The sequence below is a fragment of the Staphylococcus simulans genome, assembly GCF_002994445.1.
In the GTDB taxonomy this organism is placed as follows: Bacteria; Bacillota; Bacilli; order Staphylococcales; family Staphylococcaceae; genus Staphylococcus; species Staphylococcus simulans_B.
This window is the reverse complement of record NZ_MRZJ01000003.1, coordinates 222,790-248,385: the sequence shown is the minus strand read 5'-3', so window position 1 is coordinate 248,385 and position 25,596 is coordinate 222,790. Positions and strand designations below refer to the sequence as shown.

Below are 25,596 nucleotides of genomic sequence, written 5' to 3'. Positions count from 1 at the left end.
GAACTGACAAGTAAGAAACCACCTTGCCAGTTATCATACGTTTACCCGTTATTTACACTTACTTTGCATTTTCTTCAGATTCAGGATCTGCTTTGCCTTCGCGTTCCACAGTTCCTTTTTCTAAAGCTTTCCAAGCAAGTGTTGCACATTTAATACGTGCTGGGAATTGAGAAACACCTTGCAATGCTTCAATATCTCCCATATCTTCAGTAAGTTCGTAATCTTCGCCAAGCATCATTTTAGAGAACTCTTGGCTCATTTCTAATGCTTCTTTTAGTGAATGACCTTTAACTGCTTCAGTCATCATAGATGCACTAGACATTGAAATTGAACAGCCTTCACCATCAAACTTAGCATCCTCAATAATACCGTCAACAATATCGAAAGTAAGGTGGATGCGGTCTCCGCATGTTGGATTATTCATATCAACAGTTAAAGAGCCGTTATCTAATTTACCTTTATTTCTCGGATTTTTGTAGTGGTCCATAATTACAGATCTGTATAGCTGATCTAAATTATTAAAATTCATATGAGAAAAACTCCTTCGTTTGGTTTAAAGCGCTAATTAATTGATCAATGTCTTCTTTCGTATTATAAATATAGAAACTTGCTCTTGCTGTTGAAGATTGATTCAACCATTTCATTAACGGCTGCGCACAGTGGTGACCTGCACGAACGGCTACGCCTTCAGTATCTAAAGCTGTCGCAGTATCGTGCGGGTGAATACCTTTCAAGTTGAAAGTGATTACGCCTGCACGACTGTCTTTCGGCGGTCCGTAAATTTCTAAATCTTCAATCGCAGACATTTGTTCATACGCATATTCAGTCAGTTCTTTCTCATGTGCATGAATCGCATCAAAGCCTAAATTTTCAAGGTACTTAATAGCTTCTGCTAAACCGATTGCTTGTGCAATCAATGGTGTACCTGCTTCAAATTTAGTCGGCAAGTCTGCCCAACTTGCTTCGTATTTTCCTACGAAGTCAATCATGTCGCCGCCATATTCAATCGGTTCCATGTCTTTAAGCAAGCTGCGTTTACCAAATAAGACACCAATACCTGTCGGACCAAGCATTTTGTGTCCGCTGAAACTATAAAAATCAACATCTAAGTCTTGAACATCAATTTTCATGTGCGGAGCTGCTTGTGCACCGTCAACACTGATAATTGCGCCATGTTCGTGTGCAACTTTGGCAATTTCTTTTACATCGTTGATTGTACCTAATACGTTAGAAACGTGTGCAATCGCAACGATTTTAGTATTATCGTTGATTGTTGCTTTCACATCTTCGATGTTTAATTCTCCAGTTTCAGTCATTGGGATGAATTTTAAAGTTGCGCCTTTACGATGTGCAAGTTCTTGCCAAGGTACAATGTTTGCGTGGTGTTCCATTTCAGTGACAACGATTTCATCGCCTTCTGAAACATTCGCATCCCCATAGCTGCGTGCAACTAAGTTGATTGATGCTGTCGTACCTCTTGTAAAGATAATTTCTTCAAAATAACGTGCATTAATGAAACGTCTTACTGTTTCGCGTGCACCTTCATAACCATCTGTTGCTAATGAACCGAGTGTATGCACACCGCGGTGAACATTAGAATTATAGCGTTTATAATAATCGTCAATTGCTTCGATTACTTGAATCGGTGTTTGACTTGTCGCTGTTGTATCTAAATAAGCTAAGCGTTTGCCATTGACTTGTTGTTTTAAGATTGGAAAATCTTCTATAACTTCATTAACATTTAGTGTTGTTTCGGCCACTATATCCACAGACCTTTCTTCATTAATAATCACTATCGTACAAAATAACGAAAAGCAGACAGGGTTTAATGAATCATTTGAGATCTGGTTGCTCAAGTGGTCGAAAGAGAAGGAGGAAAGCAAACGTGTTGATTGGTTCCGCGTTGACTTCCTCCTGTTTTCAACCTCTCCTGCCTAGCTTAACTTTTTTATTTTGCAACTTTTAATTCGATAACTTCACGTAATTGACGTTTAACATCTTCAATTGGTAATTCTCTTACTACAGGGTCTAAGAAACCATGAATAATTAAACGTTCCGCTTCATGTTTAGAAATTCCGCGGCTCATTAAATAGTAAAGTTGTTCATCATCCACACGGCCTACTGAAGCTGCGTGACCTGCTTCTACATCGTCTTCATCGATTAATAGAATAGGGTTTGCATCTCCGCGTGCTTTATCAGAAAGCATTAAGACACGTGACTCTTGGTTCGCAACTGATTTTGAACCGCCGTGTTTAATATATCCGATACCGTTAAAGATGATAGTTGCTTGTTCTTCAACAACACCGTGTTTAAGAATGTAACCATCAGTTTCTTTACCGTATTGAACAATCTTAGATGTTACGTTAGATTTTTGTTCGCCTGTACCTACTGCTACTGATTTCAATTCACTTGTCGAACGGTCACCGATCAAGTTTGTTGTATTATCAATGATTTGGTTGCCTTCGTTCATTAAACCAAGTGCCCAATTGATTGTAGCATCTGCTTCTGTAATACCGCGACGAATAATATGGCCAGTGAAACCTTTATCTAAATAGTCTACTGCACCATAAGTGATTTTTGAGTTAGCACCCGCAATCACTTCAGAAATAATGTTTACTTGGTTGCCTTCGCCGCTTACGTCAGACAAGTAGTTTTCAACATAAGTGACTTCTGCGCTTTGTTCAGTCGCAATAATCACATGATTGAAGAAGCTTGCGTTCTCATCATCATGAAGCACAACATATTGGATTGGGTGTTCTACAACTACGTTCTTAGGAACATAAACAAATACACCGCCGTTGATTAATGCTGTGTGTAATGCTGTTAAACGATGTTCATCAACGTTCACTGCATCTTTCATAAGATATTTTTGAACAAGGTCGCCGTGATTAACTAATGCATCAGCTAAACCTTCAATCACTACACCGTCTTTTTGTGCTTGCTCTGAAACACGTGAGAATGCAAGTGAGTTGTTATGTTGAATGATTAAATTCTCTGATTGATCAACATCAATGATTTTTTCGATTGATTCTGGAACTTCACTGATGCCAGTGTATTTTTCAGATTTTGTTTCGAATTGTTTAAATGAGTCGAAATCCCATTTAGTAATTTTAGTTTTATCTGGTTTCGGCATTTCCAAAGTTTCAGTAAGTTTCAACGCTTCTTTACGTAATTCTGTCATCCAAGAAGGTTCATTTTGGGCTTGTGAATACTCAACAAGTTCTGCTTCAGAAATGTTCAAAGTTTCAGTCGTCATAACTTAATATCCTCCTAACGATACTTATAACATTTAATCGGTTGTTTCATCTTTGCGTATAAGCTTACGCTTCGCTGAATTCTTCTTTAACCCATTCATAACCTTCATTTTCAAGACGTTTTGCTAATTCTGCATCGCCTGTTTTAACGATTTTACCGTTATACATAACGTGTACGAAATCAGGTGTGATGTAGTTTAATAAACGTTGATAGTGCGTAATGATTAATGAACCGAAGTCATCTCCGCGCATTTCGTTGATACCTTTAGATACAACTTTCAACGCATCAATGTCTAAACCTGAGTCGATTTCGTCAAGAATAGCGAATTTAGGTTGCAACATCATTAATTGTAAAATTTCGTTACGTTTTTTCTCGCCGCCTGAGAACCCTTCGTTAAGGTAACGTTGTGCCATGTTAGGATCCATATCTAGGAATTCCATCTCTTTATCTAATTTCTTAATGAATTGCATTAAGTTGATTTCTTTACCTTCTTCACGTTTAGCATTAATTGCTGAACGCATGAAGTCAGCGTTTGTAACACCAGTGATTTCTGATGGATATTGCATAGCTAGGAATAAACCTGCTTTTGCACGTTCGTCAACGTCTAATTCTAAAACGTTTTCACCGTCAAGTAATACTTCACCTTTAGTAACTGTAAAAGCTGGGTGGCCCATGATTGCTGCTGATAAAGTTGATTTACCAGTACCGTTAGGTCCCATTACTGCATGAATTTCTCCTGTGTTAATTGTTAAGTTAACACCTTTTAAAATTTCTTTATCCTCGATAGACACGTGTAAGTCTTTAATCTCCAATGTTGATGGCATTAAAAGTCCCTCCGTAAACATAAATAGTATTTCAATTACTAGTTTATAATAATTTTAATCTGTAGTCAAAACAGCACTACATTCGTACATTTATAAATTATAACGCAATTAAACCCTAGAATAAACCTTTTAAGCACCTAAATTAAAAGAATTCTTAAATAGTAATCACTTTTAAAAATGCAATTCAATGTGAAAAGCTGCACGAATTTTAAAGGCATTGATTCTCATTTTCTCTCCTTCTATTATCATTACCCATATCTTTGTCACATATTTAGAACAACAATTCCCACTACTTTCACTTCCTATTACAACCAAAAAACACCCCCAAGCATTATGCTTGAGAGTGATAGATTACCTTTTCAATATAAAACTGACATAACTATTTAATAAATTGATATTAGTATTTCTAACATTCATCTCAAAACTTTTCATCATCTGCCAACTGTTATCAAAGTCTTCCTCAAAATCATTTGTTATTTTTCGACAAGCAACACTTTCAATATGTTTCTCAATCTCTTCGATTTCAGTACAGTCAATATACTCAAACATCAAATCATCTTTATCTTCTTGCGACAAATTTAGTTTATTGAAAATTGCATGCTCTAAATTACACGAAAAGAAAAACAACCTAAACTCTATATTGGAAAATATTTTTGTGATGATCATTTGATTGATCTTACTGCTTTTATTTTTATTTCTACTCAGAATCTCACATTTACGCTTCTCATTAGGAACTTCAATTCTATCGTCATAATATGCAATTCTATCGACTTGATTGTTTATTTTTACATTAGATAAGTAAACAGCATCTATATCTACCACTTGAATAACAGCAATAATATCTTTCTTTTTCAACTTATATTTAACTAATACTTCTTTCTTAATCCAATCTCCTATATTTTGCTTTATACTCTTTTGAGTATATTGTGAAAATAAATCACACCTGACTATATGGACTTGAAATTCAATATTTGATTTGAACTTTTCTATCAAAACATTTATTAAAGCCTCGTCAGTGTCACCTTCCACCAGAGCTATAAGAATTTTGTTTTTCATGATGACTTCCTTTTCTTACTAGTTTTTTAAATGCTCTTTTAATTTTAAAATTATCTGTTTTATCATACAGTTCTTCTTGTTGATTTTTAATTTGTAAAGATCTTATATACACATCTCTGTTATTGGACGTTTTACTTGTATGTTTAAGTTGTACATACCTATTTTCAGAGTTCGTTGTAGTAAACCAAATTGAATGAGTGGGTAATAATTCTACAATTCTAAGATTATGCGAAGTGAAAATCAATTGTCCCTTTGCACTCTCATCTACAATTTTCAAGACTTCTCCTAACAAATATTCAAATACTCCTGCATCTAATTCATCTACAACTACGCAAACATTAGTCTCTTTAAATAACGCTGACAAAACACTTAGCATAGATATGATTTTGATTATACCTTCAGATTCTGTATTAAGAGGGAGTCTATTACCATTTCTATTAGAGAGCAATTCAAATTGTATTCCTTTCGTTCCATCTTCTTTATGAATTTCAGCAATTTCATTAATTTCTATCGTCAAACCTGGAACGATACAAGGTAAGACCACATTTATATTTGGGAAAACCTCTCTTTTCAATAAATCAAAAATCTTTTTAGGGATAGTAGCCGATTTATTATCGACACTTTGACTCAATGGCACTATCCCTTTAACTTCATCTTGAAAGATATTAAAAGGGATTAAAATATTCGCCATTAAAAGCCCGTAATTTCTATTTTCAATAATGTGCAAGCCTTGAACAAAATGAATACTTAATGCGTAAAAAATCTGCATTTCTTCTTTTGAAAAAATTTCATTGTAAATTGGTAACATTTCACTATTAAAAATAAGCGACTTCCTTTGTTTTTTAGACAAATGAAATGAAACTAACCCTTGAATCTTCATTTCGTCTCTCATCGTTTTAATATTTTGATTTCTGACATATATTGTGTCGGAACCTGCTTGCACTAGCGTTTTGAACCTCTTGCCTTTTTCATCTTCTTTATATACTAATTTTTCAGATTCAACATGATAGCCGCTATCTTTCTCTGAAATTTCGACATAATACTCAAGATACAGCTTTTTTTGATTTTCTAATATGACAATAAACTTAGCTTGCAACCATAAATTCTCTTTACCATATGTTACTAACCTTTTTCCGATTTGAGACAGCTCTCTATTTTCTATTAAACTTTCGATAATTTTGAATGCATCAACTACCGTAGTTTTTCCTGATCCATTTTGACCATAAAACCCCACAACGTTAGATTTGTTTATATTAGAAAAATTAGCGTTTGTATTAAAGGAACCGTAGTTTACGTTTTTAATATTGCCTAATGTCATATCACTCATTTTAATTGTTGTTTTCATAATTTCTCCTTATGTCACAGTCACTTAAATTCCCGCTTCTATTATATCACACCTATCTTATAGGATACGTTTTTTTAACTGTTTAACCAATTTAACTAGTGTATTAGTCTTTACTAAATATCAAATATAGATTTATTAATCGTTTTCATTTGATAATATTCTATGAATAACTCAATAAAAAAACACCCCCAAGCATTATGCTTGAGAGTGATAGACAATGGTTTACTCGGCAGGGATCACTGCACCATCGTATTTTTTATTGATGAAATCTTTAATTTCTTTAGATTGTAATGCTTTGATTAAAGCTTGGATTTTTTTATCTTTTTCATGACCTTCTTTAACCGCTACTAAGTTTGCGTATGGGTTGTTTTCTGGTTTTTCAAGTGCGATAGAGTCTTTTTTAGGACTTAATTTTTGTTCAATCGCGAAGTTAGAGTTGATGATTGCTGCGTCAACATCTTGGTTTTGATAGATTTTCGGTAAGTACTCAGCTGATTGTTTGTTGTTGAATTTGATATCTTTTTTGTTTTCTACAATGTCGCTGAAGTGTGCGTCTTGGATTTTAACGCCTTTTTTCAATTTGATTAAACCTTCGTCAACGAAGAATTTCAAGAAACGGCCTTCTTCAGCTGGGTTGTTTGATACGTAAACTGTTGCGCCTTTAGGAAGTTCTTTCAAGCTTTTGTATTTTTTAGAATACACAGCCATTGGTTCTAAGTGAACGTTGCCTACAGATACTAATTTATAGCCTTTGCTTTTCTTTTCAGTGTTTAAGTAAGGTGTGTGTTGGAAGAAGTTCGCATCCAATTCACCGCTGTCTACTAATTTGTTTGGTGTAGTATAGTCGTTGATTGTTTTGATTTTTAAGTCATAACCTTCTTTTTTCAAGATTGGTTTTGCTTGTTCTAAAAGTTCAGCGTGAGGTGCCGGTGATGCTCCGACTTTAATTGTCTTAGATTCTCCTCCGCTTGATTTGTCTTTATTGCCGCATGCTGCTAAAGCTACAGTTAATACTAAAACTGCTAAAATAGTAATAATCTTTTTCATTGAATTGATCCTCTCTTAATGTAATTAACGTTTATCGATTTTATTTGTAGCCCAGTCACCCACAAATTGGATAATGAACACAAATACCAAAATAAAGATAGTTGAAACCAAGATGACGTCATTTTGGTTTCTAGTAAAGCCTGTTAAATAAGCTAAGTTACCTAAACCGCCGGCACCGATTACTCCGGCTACTGCAGTTGAACCTACTAATGCGATAGCTGTAACTGTAATACCTGAGATAAGTGCTGGACGTGATTCAGGAATTAATACTTTTCGAATAATTGTCCAAGTATTTGCACCCATTGAACGTGCAGCTTCAATAACGCCTTTATCTATTTCTTTAAACGCAATTTCAACTAAACGTGCATAGAATGGTGCCGCACCAATGACTAATGCCGGCAATGCCCCTGTCGGTCCGCTGATTGTTCCTAAAATCAAACTTGTAAATGGAATCAATAACAAGATTAAAATGATGAACGGAATTGCACGGAACAAGTTGACAATGAATGATACGATTTGGTAAAACACTTTGGCTGCTGGTGATTTGCTTTTAGCTGTTAAGAAAAGTAGCACACCTAAAATAATGCCGATAAAGAATGCGAAAACCGTTGAAATAGCAGTCATATAAAGTGTTTCGTATGAAGCCACCCAAACTTGATCCCATTGGACGTTCGGCATGGTTACCATTTCGCGCAGAATATCGCTGAATGACTTATCCATTTCGAATCACCTCCACATGTACATTGCGGTTTTCAAGCTCGTTTTTAAAATCATCAAAAAATTCAGTTTTCAAGTCTGCAATATGTACAATCAAGAAACCGATCGGTCCGCTTTTCGAATGACGGATATTCGCTTCTAAGATGTTCACATCGAGATTATATTTTTGAGTGATATATGATACAACCGGTTCAGTTGTTTCTTCTCCTGAGAAGTTCAAACGGACAATGTAACCATTTGTTGCTTCAGGAATAAGTTCTTGAATCGATTCATCGAATTCATCATTCAAGCCTTCTTTAACGAAGCGTTTAGTTACCGGATGCTGAGGATTTTCAAAGACCTCTTTTACATTACCGCGCTCAATCACTTTACCATTTTCCATTACTGCAACTTCATCGCAGATTTGACGAATGACATTCATTTCATGCGTAATGATAACAATTGTTAAATCTTCTTCTTTTCTGATTTTCAGTAATAACTCTAAAATTTCATCAGTCGTTTGCGGGTCAAGTGCACTTGTTGCCTCATCGCAAAGCAATACTTTCGGTTCGTTTGCTAAAGCACGTGCAATACCCACTCTTTGTTTTTGACCGCCAGATAGTTCAGAAGGATAAGAATTTTCTCGCCCTTTAAGTCCTACAAGTTCTACAAGCTCTTTTGCTCTGCTTTCAGCTTTTTTCTTATCTACTCCGGCTATTTCCAACGGAAACTTAATGTTATCTACAACAGTTCGCGACCAAAGCAAGTTGAAATGTTGGAATATCATACTTACCTTTTGTCGTTTCTGTCTAAGCTGCGCCTTGCTGAGTTGTCCTAATTCATCTCCATCTATGATGACTTCTCCTGATGTAGGTTCCTCTAAATAATTTAAAATTCTGACAAGTGTACTTTTACCGGCACCTGAAAACCCGATGACACCGTATATGACACCTTCTGCCACATCTAAATCGACATGATCAACTGCCAGCACATCTTGGTGTTTCGTCTTATACCTTTTGACGATTTGTTTCAGTTGAATCACTTGTTTCTCCCCTTTCCTTACTTTACCTGCAAAATTAAAAATGCTTTCTCTTATCGCTGCTGTAAGCAAAAAAGAGAAAGCATTTTAAAAATTCTTTCTCTCATCTTCAAAAGCAGTTCAACTTTTTGTGAATTGGCACCATTTCTTTAAAAGACGGTTGCCGGGTTTCAACGGGCACATCCCTCCACCTCTCTTGATAAGAGATAACTATTTAATTGATATTAATCCTACCACTTCACTCGGTAGGCGTCAATAACTATTTTAAATTTTCTAATAAGTAAGGAACAGATTGAAATGCATAAATACGTTTTAGTTCCTTATCTTTAGACATCACCATCAAAACAGGAACTGATTGAATTTGATATTGTTCGCTGAAATCTGCATGGAAGTTTAAATCTGCCTTAACAATCGGCAAATCTAAAATCTCATTTGCAATATCCAGCATGCGTTCAGACACTTTGCATGTTCCGCACATCGGGGTGTAGCCGAATATCAAATGTTTATCTTGATCGAAGTTTTGTGTGATATCTGCAATATGTTGCTTAGAATTCATCTATATACTAATCCTTTCACAGGTGCTTCACCTTTTACCATAAATCCATAATTTCTAAGCACTCTGGCAAGATATGGGCGTGGACAGCGAGCCACCTCGCAATATGTTTTATCTACAAAAATATGCTCGCTCTCAGAAAGATAATGTTTAAACCATTGACGAATCCGTCTGCCTTCCTTATCTGCATCAACAAGAATATAAACTGGACGCTCATACAATGTTTCGATCATATCGTCTAATTTATCGATTCCCATCGTACCATGTGTACAAATAATCTGTACTGGTTCATCAATGACCTCTTGAACACGCTTCTTATCTGTCTTACCTTCAACAACGATTACTTTATCTAACAATGCCATATTCACTACACTCCAATACTCTCGTGATATCATTGCATAATAACTTGCAAACGTAAGTGCTTAGGTTCTTACCAATATTATATTGTTTTGTGAGCTGCTAACTCAATTGTAACGCAAGCGCCTTTTAAATTACACGCAACTTGTTTTATGTACAAACAAGCCCTTTCAATTTATGTAATAATTCTGCTGTTAAGCACTTGCACTTTACCTTCATAGTTACTTATAGCCCGTTAAATAAAAAAATAACTCCAAAATACAAAGTATCTTGGAGTTACGACGAAGCGTCAATTATTCACCGATCATTTCTTTATATTGATCTGCTGATAATAATTCATCTAATTGGCTTTCGTCATTTAATTTAACTTTAACCATCCATGCTTTTTCGTATGGTGATTCATTAACAAATTCTGGGCTGTCTTCTAATTCTTCGTTAACTTCGACTACAGTTCCTGAAACTGGAGCGTATAATTCAGAAACAGTTTTAACTGATTCAACGCTTCCGAAAGATTCGCCCTCTTCGATATCATCGTCAGCTTCTGGTAATTCAACGAATACGATATCACCAAGTTCTCCTTGAGCGTATTCAGTAATACCGATTGTTACTGTGTCGTCCTCAACTTTTACCCATTCATGTTCTTTTGAATATTTTAATTCCTCTGGCACTGCCACACGAATCCCCTCCTATTTATAAATGAATACTCTTTAATGATGCCATATGAAACCTTTTCATTCAACTATTTATAGACATCTTGTAGTTTTTTAATCTTTAGAGTTAATTTAATAATTAGCAATCTGCTGTTGCAGTTGGACTTTTAACTTAATTTACCCAAGTATCTTTGTATTCTTGCTCTTTAAAACCTAATGTAATTTTATTGCCAGACACAGCAAGCGGACGTTTGACTAACATACCGTCAGAAGCCAATAAATCTAGTTTTTCATCATCAGACAAACTGTCTAGTCTATCTTTCAGACCAAGTTCGCGGTATTTGCCTCCGCGTTTGTTAAATAACTTATCAAGCTCAACACCCGTTTTATCAATAATGTCTTGCAGCTCTCTTTTATTCGGGTTTAGTTCTACAATATCAATCGGTTCATAACTTACACCATATTCATCTAAAAATTTTGCAGCTTTTTTACAAGTCGTACAGTTGTGGTACTGATAGAATCTAATCATCTTTTGACCTCCTTTAACTAATTATTTCTAATATAGCAAATTTTCATAAAGAACGCTTTAAATTATAGGTATATTTTTTTAATCTTACGCACAAATTGGTTATAATAATGTTAGTAGTATCAGAAAAAAGGAGAGAAATTTAAATGGAATCGATTAAAACACGTCAAGATTTCGATAATATCATTCAAAGCAATGAACCAGTTATCATTAAATTCGAAGCTGGATGGTGCCCTGATTGCCGTGCTATGGATATGTGGATTGACCCGATTGTTGAAAAATACAACGACTATAAATGGTATACAGTCAACCGCGACGAATTAGAAGATGTTGCACAAGATTACGAAGTCATGGGTATTCCTAGCTTGCTTGTATTCAAAGATGGCGAAAAAACTGCACACTTGCATTCAGCAAATGCTAAATCTCCAGAACAAGTTGAAGATTTCTTAAGCCAAACTTTCAACAAATAATTAATAATTTTTTCGTCTAACGTATAAATAAAGCCGGGTTGCATTGATTTGCAGCCCGGCTTTTCTATACATTAATATTCTGAAATAAAGTTTTCAGTATGACGCGGTTTTTTTGGAGGGATTTTTGTTTCCATGTCTGTAAGATATAAGAAACCTAATAAATCTTCATCATCTTCTACACCTAATACTTTTCTCACTTTAGGTTGGAAAATGTATGGCGGTGTTTTCCAGCACGTACCGATGCCCGCTTCATGCAGCAGCAGCATCAAGTTTTGTGCATAAGCACCAAATGCTAAATGGTTCTCTAGGTTTTCTTTTTGTCTTGGATCTCGTTTTACGATCAATACGAGTAAGCCGCCTAATTTAGTCACTGCATCGTAGTGACTTTGCTGTTTCTCTGGTTCGTTTCGAAACGCATAACGAGAAACCGATCTGCTTAAATCAGGCAGTCTGTCTTTAGACACATGGATGATTCTCCAAGGTTCCCTCATTCCATGATTAGGTGCATCTGTAGAGAGTTTTAATGCTTCATACAACGCTTTATCATCTATATGCATATCATGGTCAAAAATCTTCACACTGCGTCTTGAAGAAATTGCTTCCCTTAATTCCACAATCCAACTCCCCTTTACCTATTGATAATCATTATCATTTATAGTATAGATTGGTTTACATTTTATTTCAAATTATTTGTTTATATCATATAAAGTTAACAATTCTTTTAATTTGCTGACATGAATTTGTCCTGGTGCTTGTGCTTCACCTAACGCACCATATGACACTGTGCCTCCAAAGACACCTTGCGCTGTTCTTGAAACCAGTCCTAATTGAGACATAGAAATACCAATCACTTTAGCGCCGACACTCTCTGATGAAATATACAACGCATCTAATAAATGCGTTACATCCTCTGCAGTGTTCGGCATTACTGCAAGTTTTATATAATCTGCACCTGTCTTACTCATTTTAAAATAAGTAAATTTCAAGTTTTCTAACGGAGGTGTTTGATTGAAGTCATGTTGAGAAAGCACTACTTCTAAATCGGAAGCTTGTGCTTTCTTTACTAATTGCTCAATACGTAATTTGTTTTGTTCTTCCCATTCAATATCAATCATATCGATACCAGACAATTCGATTAATGCTTCAACCAATTCATAATAAGCTGTTTCGGATTTTTCCCCTTTTCCGCCTTGTGAACTTGTACGATAGGTCACTAGAATTTTGGCAGTTTGATGTGCTTCATGCAATGCAGCTGTTAATGCTTCTAATGTTTCTGGATCAAACGTTTCTCGCTGATCGATTCTTAATTCAATGATATCTATTGCTGCTGCATTTTTCTTCAATTGTGACAGTAATTCATCTGTTGCTTCAAATTTCGGCGCAATAGTAGCCGCGACTTCAACCTGTGTCATTGTAACAACCCCTTTATTTAACATTGCTGCTTGTTATTTTGAATCATTTATATTATTAATAGTTTAACACTAGTCTAAAATTAAAAGTAAGACTATGAATGATAATATAACTAAAATAATAAGCGCTATAACGATAAATGAAATGCACCCCATGTCATCCGTCCCTTCTCACGCTTGTGTATACGCATTATAATCATTTTATATAATAGCATAAGAATTACCTAGATGCACAATTACATTCATTAAGATTAATGTGGCTTAATATTGCAAGCAACACCTTTTATAATTTTACTTTTTTGTTAAAACCATCATTTTAGTATTGCTTTGATTAAATACGTATAATAATATTAAATTAAACTTATCAGTGATAACGGGATTAAGACAAACAAACAAGAAATCCAGATATACCAAAAGAGAGGTGTTATTTATGAAAGAATTCCGCTTGCTAGGCCCAGAAGATTTAGATGAGGTCTACCAACTATTCAAAGAAGCAACGCGTGACTTTAAAAATATTTATACATGGGCGATTTATGATGAAAATACATTGTCAAAGGACTATTTCAAACGACTAGTAGATAAAAGCAATAAAGTCCAATATTTATTCGGCGTCTTCTTCAACAAAGAACTTGTGGGTGCATTAACTTTGTTTCACCCTATTATTGTCGGAACACAGCATAAAGCAATCATAGAAAATATGTATGTTAAAGATATTGATCATCTCGATGAGAAATTATTAAACACTGTTACTGATTTTTGCGAACAACGTGCAATCGAAAAGATTTTAGCACCAGTCGCATCAAACAATATCAGTGCCCTTACATTTTACAGCGAGTATGGTTTTTCTAAAATCGGTTTTGAAACTGCATCACGCAAATACGGAGAGAAATATATCGATGAGCATTGGTTAATCTATCCAATTCAAAAAGCAGCACATCTTAATTAAGCTGTATCAGAGGTATAAATAAAAAAATTCGGTACATTCCCGTGTACCGAATTGATTAAGTAAAGTAAGTTGTAATTAAGTGACCGTAAATCGTAACGGTTACGTTTTATATTACATGATGATTTTAGATTTGTAAACCATAAATCGTAATTTTTACGATTTAATTTTATATAAGAGAAAAGCAAGTGCAAAAATGATGAGTTTGCACTTGCTTATTTTAATTGCTTTTATACACGCTAAGGGCTCTGTTTGCTGATTCTAACAGATGATGCTCACAATAATTTTCATGGACGTATTCGAAAATATGCTCTGTATCAGTCTCTTCTTTTGGAAAATTATTATCTTTAACAATATACTCTGCTAATTGCCCAAAAGGTGTATCATCTTCCATAAATGTGATAATAAATTTATAAAAGCTCATATAACAACCCCACTTAAAGATATTCTAAATCGAAAACACTAGTATCAATAAGTCTTCGCTATCTACGAAAAATTATTCTTATCAGTTAAATAGGTTTTTTGTCAGTATAACATAAATTTTCATATTGAATATAGTTTTTAGCAAAATTCATTGATTACTTATTAAAACAATCAACCTATTTCAGCACTGTGTTTTTCACATTCTAAGTTTGTACGATCAAATAATCATAATTTTTCGAAGACTTCATCCACCTAATAATCACGTTTGTTTTTCTTTATTTGATATATTTTTCAGGAATCATTCTTCTTACTCTTTACGTTAGCGGAGGGGGTACAGAAACGCAAGGCTTTTATGCAGACATTATAAAGTTTAATGCATTATTTTTCACTAAATTCAATCTTTTGTAATATTTAAATAGCTCAATTGAATCATGTGTAAAATATTTTTAATTAAAAGTGCGCAAAATAAAAAGCAGGACCGTAAATAGTCCTGCTTAGTGCATAGCGATGAGATTAGAATCCGCGTCCGGCACCTCCGCCGCCGAAGCCGCCACCTCCGCCGAAACTGCCGCCGCTGAATCCTCCACCGCCTGATGAGCCGCCGAAGTCTCCGCCAAAGCCCCCGGATCCGACCCACCAAGTATCTGAATCATGTCTTCTGCGACCGCCGCCTCTAGGAGGTCCGCCGCCGCCATTTTTAGTGAAGATTATAATAAGTATCACGACAATAAGGAAAAAGATGCCGAAGACACTTAAATAAGCATCTCCTTCTGAGTTATCTTGTTCTTTTGGTGAAGATTCAGTGAACTTTTCACCATCATAACCATAAGCTTTAGCTATCTCTTTCCAAACAGCATTGTACAATTGTGTAATACCTTGACTGTAATATGCTTTTTGTTGTTCCTTACTGTCAGCATGTGCTGCTTTTTTCGCATAAGGCATGAAGTTGTCATCAATCAGAGCACCTACTTTAGCATCGTTTAAAACACCTTCCAGGCCTCTTCCGACAGCAACTTGGATGCCTCTGTTTTGATATTCATTACCATTATCTAAATTGACTAGAATAACGACACCTCGACTATGCTTTTGGTCCCCTACTTTATAGTGGCGGCCAGCTTGATACGCATAGTCTTCTTTTGGTGTCTGACCGATAGATTTCATCGTCATTACCAAAATGTCCGAGTCTGTACCATCTTGCAATTTTTGACCTTTGTTTACAATTTCATCTTTATCTTGCGCAGAAATTAAATCCGCATGATCTTGAACAAATACTGGTGGTTCTAGTTTAGGAAATTTATCTGATGACGCAGCACCTGCATTTTGTGCAACGAGCATTATCCCAACGATCATTACAGCTAATAAGCTGGCAATGCGTTTTATCATTGAGATTTATCAGTGCCGAAATCTACTTTAGGAGCTTTATCGGCACCTTTCTCAGCTTTAAAGTACTCTTTCTTATCGAATCCGAATATTTTAGCAACAATGGTTGTTGGGAAGTGTCGAATGGCTTGGTTATATTTATTGACTGATGTATTGTAATCATTTCTGGCAACCGCAATTCTGTTTTCAGTTCCAGCTAGTTCATCGCGCAATCCAGTGAATTGTTTGTCTGCTTTTAAATCTGGATAATTCTCACTGATTGCTAAGAGTCTGCTTAATGAAGAATTCACTTCTTCGTTTGCTTCAGCTTTTTCTTTCGGTGTTGAGGCCCCAGCTAGTTTACTGCGTGCATCTGAAACTTGTTTAAATACATCTTCTTCATGCTTCGCATAACCTTTAACAGTATTTACCAAGTTTGGAATTAAATCAACACGGCGTTGAAGCTGGTTATCAATGTTAGACAGTTGGTTTTCAGTATCTTCATCCATTCCTACAAGTTTATTGTAAGGTGCAATCATAGTCACTCCAATGATGACTATAACGATTCCGATGATGATAAGAGGTGTAAGTATTTTCTTCATAATCTGCTCCTTTAACTTAAAGATTCTCAATTTTATTATACATGATACCTATCTATCTGGCTAAATTTCACCAACAGAATCTTCTTGTTTTATACCCTCTTAAGTTTATTTTTGCATAGCGTTATTTTATAGATGCAATTACCAAAAATAATTGTATAATAACAGTTGTATTCGAAATACACATAAAAATACATTCAAGTTTAGAAGGTGTTCGTTTGGATTTCTTAAAGAAACCCTTAACTGTTTATTTACTATTATTTCTTAGTACTACACTATTTGGAGCGTTATTGCTGTATTTGCCTGCAACAGGTAAGCAATACACCTCATTTATAGATGCTTTCTTTGTAGCTTCTAGTGCGTTTACTGTTACCGGTCTATCCACTGTAGATATCACAACACAGTTTAATTGGCTCGGCGACATCATTATTATGTTTTTAATTCAAATCGGCGGATTAGGTATTGTGACCATTACAACACTTACATTGATTATCGCTAACCGCAGAATATCCATGCACGAACGCAAATTGATTATGGTCACTTGGAATGTGGATGAACCTGGCGGTATGGTACGTTTAATTCGCCAATTAACGCTGTATAGTATCACAACAGAATTCATCGGAATGCTGCTTTTGGCATTGTCGTTTGTACCGAAATACGGCTTTGGCAAAGGTATCTTCATCAGTATGTTCACCGCTGTTTCAGCGTTCAATAACGCAGGATTTGCATTATTTTCAAAGAACATGATTGGGTTTAATGATGATCCGGTTGTTACACTTATCATTCCTATACTAATCATTATGGGCGGCCTTGGACCATTAGTGATGTCTGATTTGATACGTACAAGAAGATTATCTAAATTAAAGCTGCATACAAAAGTTGCAGTTACTACCACTCTTGCTTTAATTGCCATTGGTACAGCAGGCTATTTCTTATTAGAATATACCAATACGTTAAGACCTTTTAATATATGGGCTAAAATCGGCACTTCTTTCTTTCAATCTGTCACTACGAGAACAGCCGGTTTTCAATCTGTAGATTTAGGTTTGATTCATACCCCTACCGCAATTATGATGATGATTTTAATGTTCATCGGCGGTGCACCTTTTAGTGCAGCAGGCGGGATTAAAGTCACTACATTTATTGTTGTGCTTATGTTTGTATACAGCACATTGCGTGACGATGATCATACAACACTCTTCAATAGAACGATTAAACCTAAAACAATCGCAAAAGCAATTACTGTCACTTCTGTAAGTTTAATATTTGTGTTGACTGTCACTTTTATTGTCAGCTGTTTAAACGAAACAACACCATTCATTAAAGTTATTTTTGAAGTCGTATCAGCGTTTGGTACAGTAGGTTTAAGCATGAACTTTACAACTGAATATCATACCCTGACAAAAGCTATTATCATTATTGTCATGATATGCGGTAAATTAGGTGTTGTAACAGTATTAGCACTGTTCATCCCTAGCAAAAAACGTTTTTATCAATATGCCAAAGGCAATATCTATTTATAATTTATATACACAAGACCTGTTTTTTCGGGTCTTGTTTTCTTTTGCAAAATAAGGTTATACAAAACACAAAAGATGCTTTTTAAACTTAGATGAAAGGGTGCAAATTATGAAAAAATGGCTTGTTATTTTAGCTTCTAGCTTATTGCTTGTCACTGCTTGCGGCAACAATAGCGAAAAAGAAGAGAAAGCAAACAAAGACAAAGAAGAAAAGACGGAGAAATCTTCAGACAGTCAATCCAAAGATAAAACTAAAGATAAAAAGAAAGACAATGAACCAGCAAAAGAGAAATTATCAGATAATCAGGATGAAAAACAAAACCAAAATAGCCAAGAAGAAAGCAATAATCAAACTAATGAAACACCACCAGTAAATCAGATTAATTTAGGCAATATTACTGATCGCAAAACATTAGAAAGTGTTATTTATGGCAATTATAGTGAAGTAGAGAAGATACAGGCCTATAACTCTGCAGTCGCAAACGGTGTCATCCCTCAAGGCAATGTAACTGAAGGACCAGCAAGTGCTGCTTATCAAAGCTCACTCAATGTTGAAAGTGGTGCTGAACAGTCTGTATACAATCAACAACAAAATACTCAAACTGAGGAAGCACCTCAAGAAGACGTCAACGCTGAAATCAACGCTGCACAAACAGAAGAGGAATATATCGATGCCTTGCGTAAAAAATATAATGGCGGTTTATCTTCCGCTGAAATTCAAACCAAGCATGCCATAGAACAAGGTTATTACGATGGCAGCGAAGAAGAACAACAAGAAATCTATGACGAAATACAAAGACGCGAAGCAGATATCGAAGCAGGAAAATACGATCAATATAAACAATAATTATCCAAAAAGAAAAGCAGCACAACAACCTTTAAAAGATTGTTGTGCTGCTTATTTCAGCTTTAGTAAAAATTATGACATTTTTACAACGTTAGCAGCTTGTTCACCGCGGTCGCCTTCAACGATGTCGAAGTCAACTTGTTGGCCTTCTTCTAATGTTTTGTAGCCATCGCCTTGGATTGCTGAGAAGTGTACGAATACGTCGTCGCCATTTTCTCTTTCGATAAATCCAAAACCTTTTTCTGCGTTAAACCATTTAACTGTACCGTTATTCATATAAAAATCCTCCATGTGCTTTTGCACGAATATTTGTAACTTGTTTATAAAAATCAATGGGAGCAAATTCATACGAATAAAACTTCAAATTAATTTCACGAACAAAAATTACTTAAGTTCAATACTACACGTATTTTTTCGATTTGTACACCCTTTTGACTCAAATAACACTTACAAATAAAAAACCGCCAACCAGCAATGTAAAATTACATTTTGATTGACCATAAAAATTAGAAAATGAAGAATTTCCTATTGGCACTTCTACAAAATAACTATACAATATTTACAAAACAAAAATACTTTTATCAAAGTTTTTACAAGCATATTCTTTTTGTATTAATAGGCGTATATCCGCTTTATTATAATCAAAACATCTTGGAGGTTACAACATGAAACAAAAGAAAGAATGGTATAAATCAACTTGGTTTACGATTTTAATGCTATTATTTGTATTTCCAGTAGGTCTATTTTTAATGTGGAAGTTTAAATCCTGGAGGTTGTGGGTTAAAATCCTGATTACAGTTTTAGTAGTAATGGGTGCTGTGAATATGATGACAAATAACAACGTTCCTCAAAACGATAACACTAGCAATACAAATTCTGAATCAAAATCAGAAAAGAAACAAGATACTAAAAAAGAAACTAAAGCCCCTCACAAAATGAATGAAGTTGTTAAACTCGATAAACTAGAATTCAATGTGACAAATAAAGCAGTTGCTGATCAAGTGGGAAATGTACTGACTAACAAAGCAAAAGGAACATTTATTGTTTTAGATGTTACTGTTAAAAATAATGGGGATAAAGCAGTAGATATTGCAAACTCATTTTTCAAATTAGTTGGGGACGGCAAAACTTATGAAGCTGATTCTGCAGCATCAACGACTGCCAACCAAGCTGTTTCACCTGATGACCTAGGTTTCTTCGGAGATAAAATAAATCCAGACAGCACTAAAAATGGAAAAGTTGTTTTCGATGTATCAAAAGAAGTCGCAAACAAACAAAATTTAGTACTTCAAGTTCAATCTGGTGTTTTTGGAACTAAAACAGAAAAAATCAAATTAAAATAATCTCATTTTGGGCAGCTCAAAAGCTGCCCTCTTACTTTGTTTTCATACAAACACAGTCATTCAAAACCTTTATGAAAAATTAATAAATTTGTGCACTTTTTGTGGTAATACCCAAATAAAAAAGCCCATAACCACGCGGGTTATAGGCATATGTATGGAGGCGGCGGGATTTGAACCCGCGTCCAAGGATCCTGATACAAATCTTTCTACGTGTGTAGTCTATTATTCAAATTTCACATGGTGGTAGGAAATAGACAACCAACACCATGCTAGTTCGCTTAATCTCTTCTAGACAGACTTCGAACAGCAGTGCCTAGCGTATCCTACTAAAGTTGAATCACGTTAACAGCACATAGGCGATGCTGTTAGGTGATGCAGAGTGCGATTAGGCAGCTACTGCTAAATTATTGTTTGATTTGCCAGTTATTATAAACTGAGTGTGTTGATAACGAAGACAACCCTCCGACACGCTTAATAAGCTCTGGGGACCCCTGTCGAATCCAAAACGCCCCCTTAATATTAATAAACAGATTCTAATTGTAAAGAATCCGAAAGCATTCTTTATCATATCAAATAAACTTTAACTAAGCAACGAAATTGTTTACATTCTCTTAGTATTCTTAAATAAGATACGGGAAGCAGGACGTGCCTGCTTGCCCTTAATAACGGTCTTTCATTGCACGTTGGATATCGCGTTTTACTGCTTTATCTTTAAGATCTTGACGCTTATCGTATTTTTTCTTACCTCGCGCAACACCAATCAAGACTTTGCATTGTCCATGCTTGAGATACAGTTTTAATGGAATAATAGAATAGCCGATTTCACGTGTACGTGTTCCCAACTTTTGAATCTCTCTTTTGTGTAAGAGCAGTTTTCTTGGGCGCAATGGATCGTGATTAAATCGGTTGCCTTCTTCATAAGGCGCAATATGCATATTATGAACGTAAATTTCACCATTTTTCACTTGTGCGAAACTATCTTTTAAGTTGGCACTGCCGCGACGAATGGATTTAATTTCTGTACCTCTTAACACAATGCCCGCTTCAAGCGTATCCTCTATATTATAATCGTGTCTGGCTTTGCGGTTCTCCGCTAAAGTACCAGGAGATTTTTTCTTCTTCTTCGACATCGTGTTCACCTCTTGTTGAAATTATAGTAAAGAGAAGTAAGTACACAGTACTTAAATCTCTTTCTCATACATTATTTCTTTTTACGTGCTTTTTGTTTTACCTTTTTACTTTTGTAAAACGGTTTGTGATTTGTATTGTTTTGTTTATCGCGGTTACGTTGATTTTTACCTTTACGTTGTTTCTTCTTACCTTTTTTCTTATCTCCGCCAAGGTTTTTACCGCGTGTTTTTGTTTGAATTGTCGTACCGCGTGCAGGACGTTCGCTTGATTTTTTGCGTTTTGGTTCCGGCATGCCTAAGATTTGGAAATCAATCATACGTTGTTCTACATCGACATTAACGACTTTGATTTTAACAGCGTCGCCAATGCGGAAGACATTGCCTGAGCGTTCTCCAATCATAGCCATTTGACCTTCTGCGAATTGGTAATAGTCATCTGTCATATTAGACACATGCACCATACCTTCTACAGTATTCGGCAATTCTACAAACATACCGAAGTTTGCGACAGAGCTGATGATACCTTCAAACTCATCACCGATGTGTTGAAGCATAAATTCTGCTTTCTTCAATTCATCCGTGTCACGTTCAGCATCAATTGCACGACGTTCGCGATTTGAAGTGTGTTCTGCGATTTCTGGCAGTTTATCTTCCCATTTTCTTAGTTCTTTACCGCTCATTGAATCTTCTATCAAGTATTTGCGGATTAGTCGATGGACAACTAAGTCAGGATAACGACGAATTGGTGACGTAAAGTGTGTATAGTAATCCGCTGATAAACCGAAGTGGCCTAAGTTAGTATCTTCATAACGTGCCTGCTGCATAGAGCGTAACATCATAGTAGATACTACTGTTTGTTCAGGCAGACCTTTCACTTTTTCGTGAATTTCTTGAAGCGTACTTGGAGATACATCTTCGCCTGTACCTCTTACCAAAATTCCGAAGTTCGTAATGAATTCGAAGAATTGTGTTAAGCGATCTGATTTCGGCTGTTCGTGCACACGATAGATAAACGGTACTTCCATTTTGTTGAAGTGTTCCGCAACTGTTTCGTTCGCAGCTAGCATGAAGGATTCGATTAAGCGTTCACCTTCACCGCGTTCACGCATTCTCACTTCTACCGGAATACCTTCGTCATTAACGATAACTTGTGCTTCATCAATGTCAAAGTCTATTTCACCGCGGCGTTTACGCATTTGAATCAGTGTATTGCTTAATTCTTGCGCCATATCCAGCATCGGTGTCACATCTGAATATTTTGAACGTACCGCTTCATCTTTATCTGTAATAATCTGATTTACTTCATCATAAGTCATACGATGGTCAGATTGAATCACACTGTCGAAGATTTCATGTTTTACCACTTTGCCGTCTTGGTTGATTTCCATACGGCAGCTTAAGGTTAAACGGTCTACATTTGGATTCAATGAACAGATACCGTTGCTTAATCGATGCGGAATCATCGGAATAACACGATCTACTAAATAAACACTTGTACCGCGATCATATGCTTCTTTGTCTAACGCTGAGTCTTCAGTAACATAATGGCTGACATCTGCGATACTTACTGTTAATTGCGTATTGCCGTTTTTAAGCTTTTTCAGCGCAATCGCATCATCTAAGTCTTTCGCATCTGCGCCATCAATTGTGATTGTTAATTCATCACGCAAGTCTCTGCGGCCTTCTAATTCTGACGGCTGGATAGTTTCCGGTACGGCTTCTGCTTCTTTCAATACTTCATCAGGGAATTCGATTTCAATTCCATGTTGGTAAATAATCGAAAGAATATCTACACCCGGGTCGTTTTTATGCCCTAAGATTGCAGAAACATGACCTTCAGGATTATCATTGCCTTGTGCGTATTTAGAAATCTGCACTAACACTTTATGGCCTTCCACAGCACCTAAGCTTTGACCTTTTGGAATGAAAATATCTTGCATAATACGTTTGTCATCTGGGATTACAAAACCAAAATGACGGCCTTCTGTATACGTTCCGACTACTTGTGTAACGGAATGTTTTTCAATTGATTTAACTTCTCCTTCGACTTTTCCTTTGAAATCTCCGCGTGAGGGCTGCACTTCTACAATAACAGTGTCGCCATCCATGGCGCGGTTGATTTTAGTCGGAGGAATAAAGACATCTTCCATGTCTTCGTCTTCAGGTCTTAAGAAGGCAAAACCTTTTTTGTTTTGGCTTAAAGTCCCTTTGACTAAGTTGTCTTTCATTTTCTTTTGACTGCTCTTTCTTTTATAGCGGTCTGTTTTAGTGCGTTCCACAAGTCCGGATTGTTCTAGTTCAACTAACACCTTTATTAAGTCTCTGAATGAGTCGGCATTATCTAAACCTAAACGATCTTGGAAATCTGACACTGACATAGGTTCATAATCAGGTTGTTTAATGATTTCTGCTACAGATTGTTTTAAATCCATTATGCCCCCTCCTTTCTTCCTTATTTAATAGTTTATTTTTAATGATCTTATTCAGACCAATCTAGTCCTTCTAAGAAGGCATAAATATCTTCGAAAACTTGTTCTTTTTCTTTATCAATCGTAATAACGTGACCTGATTCTGCATACCATTTAATTGATTTGTCATCAGATGACGCTTCATCATAAATTACATTTGCAGATTCAGGGTTGATCATATCATCTTGTTCAGCTTGAATGACCAATAACGGGTCCATTACCTCATCAACATGATCTCTCACATCTTGAATTGTTTGCTGAAGCTCTTTTAAAGTGTCAGTTGGATGGAATGCATCCATTTCGCGATCGATTGTCGCTTCATCTTTACCTTGGTATTTCTTAAAGTTGCGTGCATATTCTAATACGCCTTCGTACATTGAGCCTTCTGTCTTGATAAACATAGGCGCACACATGGTTACAATACCCTCTACATCTCTGTTTAAGCTTAATTTCAAGGCAAAGTCGCCGCCTAAAGATAATCCAGCCACTGCGATTTCATCATATCCTTTGGATTTTAAGAAATCATATCCGTCTAACGCATCTTTAAACCAGACATGCGGACTGGATTGCAGAATTTCCTCCGGTGGTGCTGCATGGCCTTCATACTGAGGTGCATAAGATGTATAACCTTTCTTCTGCAAGAAACGTCCTAACTGACGTACATCTGATGAATTCCCAGTAAACCCATGTAATAATAATACTGCTCTATTCCCTTCTTCAAAGAAGAACGGTTCAGGCAATTTAATCTGCATGTCTTTCAACCCTTTCATCTCATTAAATATACATACTCACATACCATTATAATGAAAAAAGCCCGACTTTTACATTGTCGGACCTTACATTTACATATTAAGATAAGTAATTGCGAGCATTAACACGAAAAACACAATAGATAATACGATTGTGACACGGTTTAAGAATAAATCTACACCGCGTTGTTTCTGTTTTCCACCAAAGAGCTGTTCAGCACCGCCGCTGATTGCTCCTGAAAGTCCATTGCTTTTGCTTTCTTGGAGTAACACAACTGTAATTAAAGCGATACAGTCAATGACTAATAAAACTGTTAACAAAACATGCATGCGTTAGTCCTCCATTCATAATATACCTGACAATTATAACACGAAAAGACAGCGTATATCAAATTCAGATTCAAAAAATCAACGATTAAATGTACTTCTGCGTTTGATAGATATGATCAGCATATACAGTGCTAAGATTAATGAACCTACCAAAGTAATCCATAGCGGCAATGTCATATATAAAGACTTCACATGAATAATACTTTGCATAATCGGTCCAGCGTTCACAGCAGTAAAGAAAGTTTGTGAAATATAGACCGCAAACAAGAACCACCATAAATACGGGTGCTGATTCCAAATTGCGATTAATCCGCATAAGTAAGCCAGTAAATACATAATGCCGGTCAAGCGGTAACTGTTTAAGAAGTTGCCGACCGCATTTTTCGTTGCTTCTATTTGGTGGGAATTTAATAAATCAACAATGACACTTTTATCCAATACCACAAATATATATGTCGCATACATCATCGCTAAAAAGATTGAAGCATATGCGATTAATTTCCCTGATTTTTTTGCGCGCATCGCTTTAGTATTTTCAGTATCCACGATAAAACCAAACTCCTTAATAAATATAGAATACTCTCATTGTTTTTAATTATATCAGTTATGAAAGAGAAGTGGGAGTATTCCAAGCATCGCAAAAAAAGAAACTGTCAAA

General features: G+C 35.7%; 29 protein-coding genes, 1 other RNA gene and 1 riboswitch. Of the genes, 5 read left to right on the top strand and 25 right to left on the bottom strand.

Features of this window, described 5'->3' with window-relative positions; all coding sequences use genetic code 11:
- Window positions 1-58: 58 nt before the first annotated feature.
- The 13 genes from sufU to C7N65_RS06190 form a co-directional block, all read right to left on the bottom strand.
- Window positions 59-529 carry a Fe-S cluster assembly sulfur transfer protein SufU gene (sufU, locus tag C7N65_RS06250; RefSeq protein WP_105993614.1) on the bottom strand — a complete coding sequence of 157 codons (471 nt, stop codon included), beginning with the start codon at window positions 527-529 and terminating at the stop codon, window positions 59-61.
- Window positions 519-1,769 carry a cysteine desulfurase gene (locus C7N65_RS06245; protein WP_199790658.1) on the bottom strand — a complete coding sequence of 417 codons (1,251 nt, stop codon included), beginning with the start codon at window positions 1,767-1,769 and terminating at the stop codon, window positions 519-521. Before C7N65_RS06245 ends, sufU begins: the two co-directional genes overlap by 11 nt.
- 179 nt (window positions 1,770-1,948) lie before the next feature.
- Complete coding sequence (sufD, locus tag C7N65_RS06240; RefSeq protein ID WP_105993613.1) at window positions 1,949-3,256, bottom strand: Fe-S cluster assembly protein SufD; 1,308 nt, start codon at window positions 3,254-3,256, stop codon at window positions 1,949-1,951.
- A gap of 64 nt (window positions 3,257-3,320) precedes the next feature.
- Window positions 3,321-4,079, bottom strand: coding sequence for a Fe-S cluster assembly ATPase SufC (sufC, locus tag C7N65_RS06235; RefSeq protein WP_105993612.1), 759 nt, complete (start codon window positions 4,077-4,079; stop codon window positions 3,321-3,323).
- Between the two features lie 351 nt (window positions 4,080-4,430).
- A complete protein-coding gene (locus C7N65_RS06230; protein WP_105993611.1) occupies window positions 4,431-5,135 on the bottom strand; it encodes a hypothetical protein in 705 nt (234 codons plus the stop codon).
- Complete coding sequence (locus C7N65_RS06225; RefSeq protein ID WP_105993610.1) at window positions 5,098-6,480, bottom strand: AAA family ATPase; 1,383 nt, start codon at window positions 6,478-6,480, stop codon at window positions 5,098-5,100. Before C7N65_RS06225 ends, C7N65_RS06230 begins: the two co-directional genes overlap by 38 nt.
- Before the next feature lie 222 nt (window positions 6,481-6,702).
- A complete protein-coding gene (locus tag C7N65_RS06220; RefSeq protein WP_105993609.1) occupies window positions 6,703-7,527 on the bottom strand; it encodes a MetQ/NlpA family ABC transporter substrate-binding protein in 825 nt (274 codons plus the stop codon).
- Between the two features lie 24 nt (window positions 7,528-7,551).
- On the bottom strand, window positions 7,552-8,247 hold the full coding sequence (locus tag C7N65_RS06215; protein ID WP_105993608.1) for a methionine ABC transporter permease: 696 nt from the start codon (window positions 8,245-8,247) through the stop codon (window positions 7,552-7,554).
- On the bottom strand, window positions 8,240-9,265 hold the full coding sequence (locus tag C7N65_RS06210; protein ID WP_105993607.1) for a methionine ABC transporter ATP-binding protein: 1,026 nt from the start codon (window positions 9,263-9,265) through the stop codon (window positions 8,240-8,242). Before C7N65_RS06210 ends, C7N65_RS06215 begins: the two co-directional genes overlap by 8 nt.
- 97 nt (window positions 9,266-9,362) lie before the next feature.
- Window positions 9,363-9,468, bottom strand: a riboswitch (SAM riboswitch).
- Window positions 9,469-9,521: 53 nt separating this feature from the next.
- Window positions 9,522-9,818 carry a thioredoxin family protein gene (locus C7N65_RS06205; RefSeq protein WP_105993606.1) on the bottom strand — a complete coding sequence of 99 codons (297 nt, stop codon included), beginning with the start codon at window positions 9,816-9,818 and terminating at the stop codon, window positions 9,522-9,524.
- On the bottom strand, window positions 9,815-10,177 hold the full coding sequence (locus C7N65_RS06200) for a toprim domain-containing protein (protein WP_105993605.1): 363 nt from the start codon (window positions 10,175-10,177) through the stop codon (window positions 9,815-9,817). Before C7N65_RS06200 ends, C7N65_RS06205 begins: the two co-directional genes overlap by 4 nt.
- Window positions 10,178-10,465: 288 nt before the next feature.
- On the bottom strand, window positions 10,466-10,846 hold the full coding sequence (gcvH, locus tag C7N65_RS06195) for a glycine cleavage system protein GcvH (RefSeq protein WP_105993604.1): 381 nt from the start codon (window positions 10,844-10,846) through the stop codon (window positions 10,466-10,468).
- Window positions 10,847-10,994: 148 nt separating this feature from the next.
- A complete protein-coding gene (locus C7N65_RS06190) occupies window positions 10,995-11,351 on the bottom strand; it encodes an arsenate reductase family protein (protein ID WP_105993603.1) in 357 nt (118 codons plus the stop codon).
- A 143-nt stretch (window positions 11,352-11,494) separates the two neighbouring features.
- Between C7N65_RS06190 and C7N65_RS06185 the strand changes: the two genes are divergently transcribed.
- The gene (locus C7N65_RS06185; RefSeq protein WP_105993602.1) at window positions 11,495-11,818 is read left to right on the top strand and encodes a thioredoxin family protein; all 324 of its coding nucleotides are present in this window, start codon (window positions 11,495-11,497) and stop codon (window positions 11,816-11,818) included.
- 71 nt (window positions 11,819-11,889) lie between these two features.
- On the opposite strand, the gene C7N65_RS06180 is transcribed toward C7N65_RS06185, so the two are convergent.
- Both C7N65_RS06180 and aroD read right to left on the bottom strand, forming a co-directional pair.
- Complete coding sequence (locus C7N65_RS06180) at window positions 11,890-12,432, bottom strand: nitroreductase (RefSeq protein WP_105993601.1); 543 nt, start codon at window positions 12,430-12,432, stop codon at window positions 11,890-11,892.
- 72 nt (window positions 12,433-12,504) lie between these two features.
- A complete protein-coding gene (aroD, locus tag C7N65_RS06175) occupies window positions 12,505-13,230 on the bottom strand; it encodes a type I 3-dehydroquinate dehydratase (protein ID WP_105993600.1) in 726 nt (241 codons plus the stop codon).
- 427 nt (window positions 13,231-13,657) lie between these two features.
- Between aroD and C7N65_RS06170 the strand changes: the two genes are divergently transcribed.
- Window positions 13,658-14,173: a GNAT family N-acetyltransferase gene (locus tag C7N65_RS06170; protein WP_105993599.1), complete on the top strand. Its 516-nt coding sequence runs from the start codon at window positions 13,658-13,660 to the stop codon at window positions 14,171-14,173.
- Between the two features lie 217 nt (window positions 14,174-14,390).
- On the opposite strand, the gene C7N65_RS06165 is transcribed toward C7N65_RS06170, so the two are convergent.
- From C7N65_RS06165 to C7N65_RS06155, 3 genes are all read right to left on the bottom strand, one after another.
- Window positions 14,391-14,594 carry a YozE family protein gene (locus tag C7N65_RS06165; RefSeq protein WP_105993598.1) on the bottom strand — a complete coding sequence of 68 codons (204 nt, stop codon included), beginning with the start codon at window positions 14,592-14,594 and terminating at the stop codon, window positions 14,391-14,393.
- Between the two features lie 512 nt (window positions 14,595-15,106).
- Window positions 15,107-15,976, bottom strand: coding sequence for a TPM domain-containing protein (locus C7N65_RS06160; protein ID WP_105993597.1), 870 nt, complete (start codon window positions 15,974-15,976; stop codon window positions 15,107-15,109).
- On the bottom strand, window positions 15,973-16,554 hold the full coding sequence (locus tag C7N65_RS06155; RefSeq protein ID WP_105993596.1) for a LemA family protein: 582 nt from the start codon (window positions 16,552-16,554) through the stop codon (window positions 15,973-15,975). Before C7N65_RS06155 ends, C7N65_RS06160 begins: the two co-directional genes overlap by 4 nt.
- A 215-nt stretch (window positions 16,555-16,769) precedes the next feature.
- Here C7N65_RS06155 and C7N65_RS06150 point away from each other — a divergent pair, with 215 nt between their 5' ends.
- Both C7N65_RS06150 and C7N65_RS06145 read left to right on the top strand, forming a co-directional pair.
- Complete coding sequence (locus C7N65_RS06150; RefSeq protein WP_105993595.1) at window positions 16,770-18,074, top strand: TrkH family potassium uptake protein; 1,305 nt, start codon at window positions 16,770-16,772, stop codon at window positions 18,072-18,074.
- A gap of 106 nt (window positions 18,075-18,180) precedes the next feature.
- Window positions 18,181-18,918, top strand: a complete 738-nt coding sequence (locus C7N65_RS06145) for a hypothetical protein (RefSeq protein ID WP_105993594.1) — start codon at window positions 18,181-18,183, stop codon at window positions 18,916-18,918.
- 72 nt (window positions 18,919-18,990) lie between these two features.
- Here C7N65_RS06145 and C7N65_RS06140 read toward each other — a convergent pair whose 3' ends face one another.
- Window positions 18,991-19,194 carry a cold-shock protein gene (locus tag C7N65_RS06140; protein WP_105993593.1) on the bottom strand — a complete coding sequence of 68 codons (204 nt, stop codon included), beginning with the start codon at window positions 19,192-19,194 and terminating at the stop codon, window positions 18,991-18,993.
- 389 nt (window positions 19,195-19,583) lie between these two features.
- On the opposite strand from C7N65_RS06140, the gene C7N65_RS12695 reads away from it, so the two are divergent.
- A complete protein-coding gene (locus tag C7N65_RS12695; protein ID WP_234019054.1) occupies window positions 19,584-20,261 on the top strand; it encodes a DUF4352 domain-containing protein in 678 nt (225 codons plus the stop codon).
- A gap of 152 nt (window positions 20,262-20,413) precedes the next feature.
- On the opposite strand, the gene ssrA is transcribed toward C7N65_RS12695, so the two are convergent.
- From ssrA to C7N65_RS06105, 6 genes are all read right to left on the bottom strand, one after another.
- Window positions 20,414-20,774: a transfer-messenger RNA gene (gene ssrA, locus C7N65_RS06130) on the bottom strand.
- A 146-nt stretch (window positions 20,775-20,920) separates the two neighbouring features.
- Entirely contained in the window at window positions 20,921-21,391 is a 471-nt protein-coding gene (gene smpB, locus C7N65_RS06125) for an SsrA-binding protein SmpB (protein WP_105993592.1), read from the bottom strand.
- A gap of 71 nt (window positions 21,392-21,462) precedes the next feature.
- Window positions 21,463-23,823 (bottom strand): ribonuclease R, encoded by a 2,361-nt coding sequence (gene rnr, locus C7N65_RS06120; protein ID WP_105993591.1) that lies wholly within the window; start codon window positions 23,821-23,823, stop codon window positions 21,463-21,465.
- 47 nt (window positions 23,824-23,870) lie between these two features.
- Window positions 23,871-24,611, bottom strand: a complete 741-nt coding sequence (locus C7N65_RS06115) for an alpha/beta hydrolase (RefSeq protein ID WP_105993590.1) — start codon at window positions 24,609-24,611, stop codon at window positions 23,871-23,873.
- A 90-nt stretch (window positions 24,612-24,701) separates the two neighbouring features.
- On the bottom strand, window positions 24,702-24,938 hold the full coding sequence (gene secG / locus C7N65_RS06110; RefSeq protein ID WP_105993589.1) for a preprotein translocase subunit SecG: 237 nt from the start codon (window positions 24,936-24,938) through the stop codon (window positions 24,702-24,704).
- Window positions 24,939-25,016: 78 nt separating this feature from the next.
- Window positions 25,017-25,484 (bottom strand): hypothetical protein, encoded by a 468-nt coding sequence (locus C7N65_RS06105; RefSeq protein ID WP_234019053.1) that lies wholly within the window; start codon window positions 25,482-25,484, stop codon window positions 25,017-25,019.
- Window positions 25,485-25,596 lie beyond the last annotated feature (112 nt).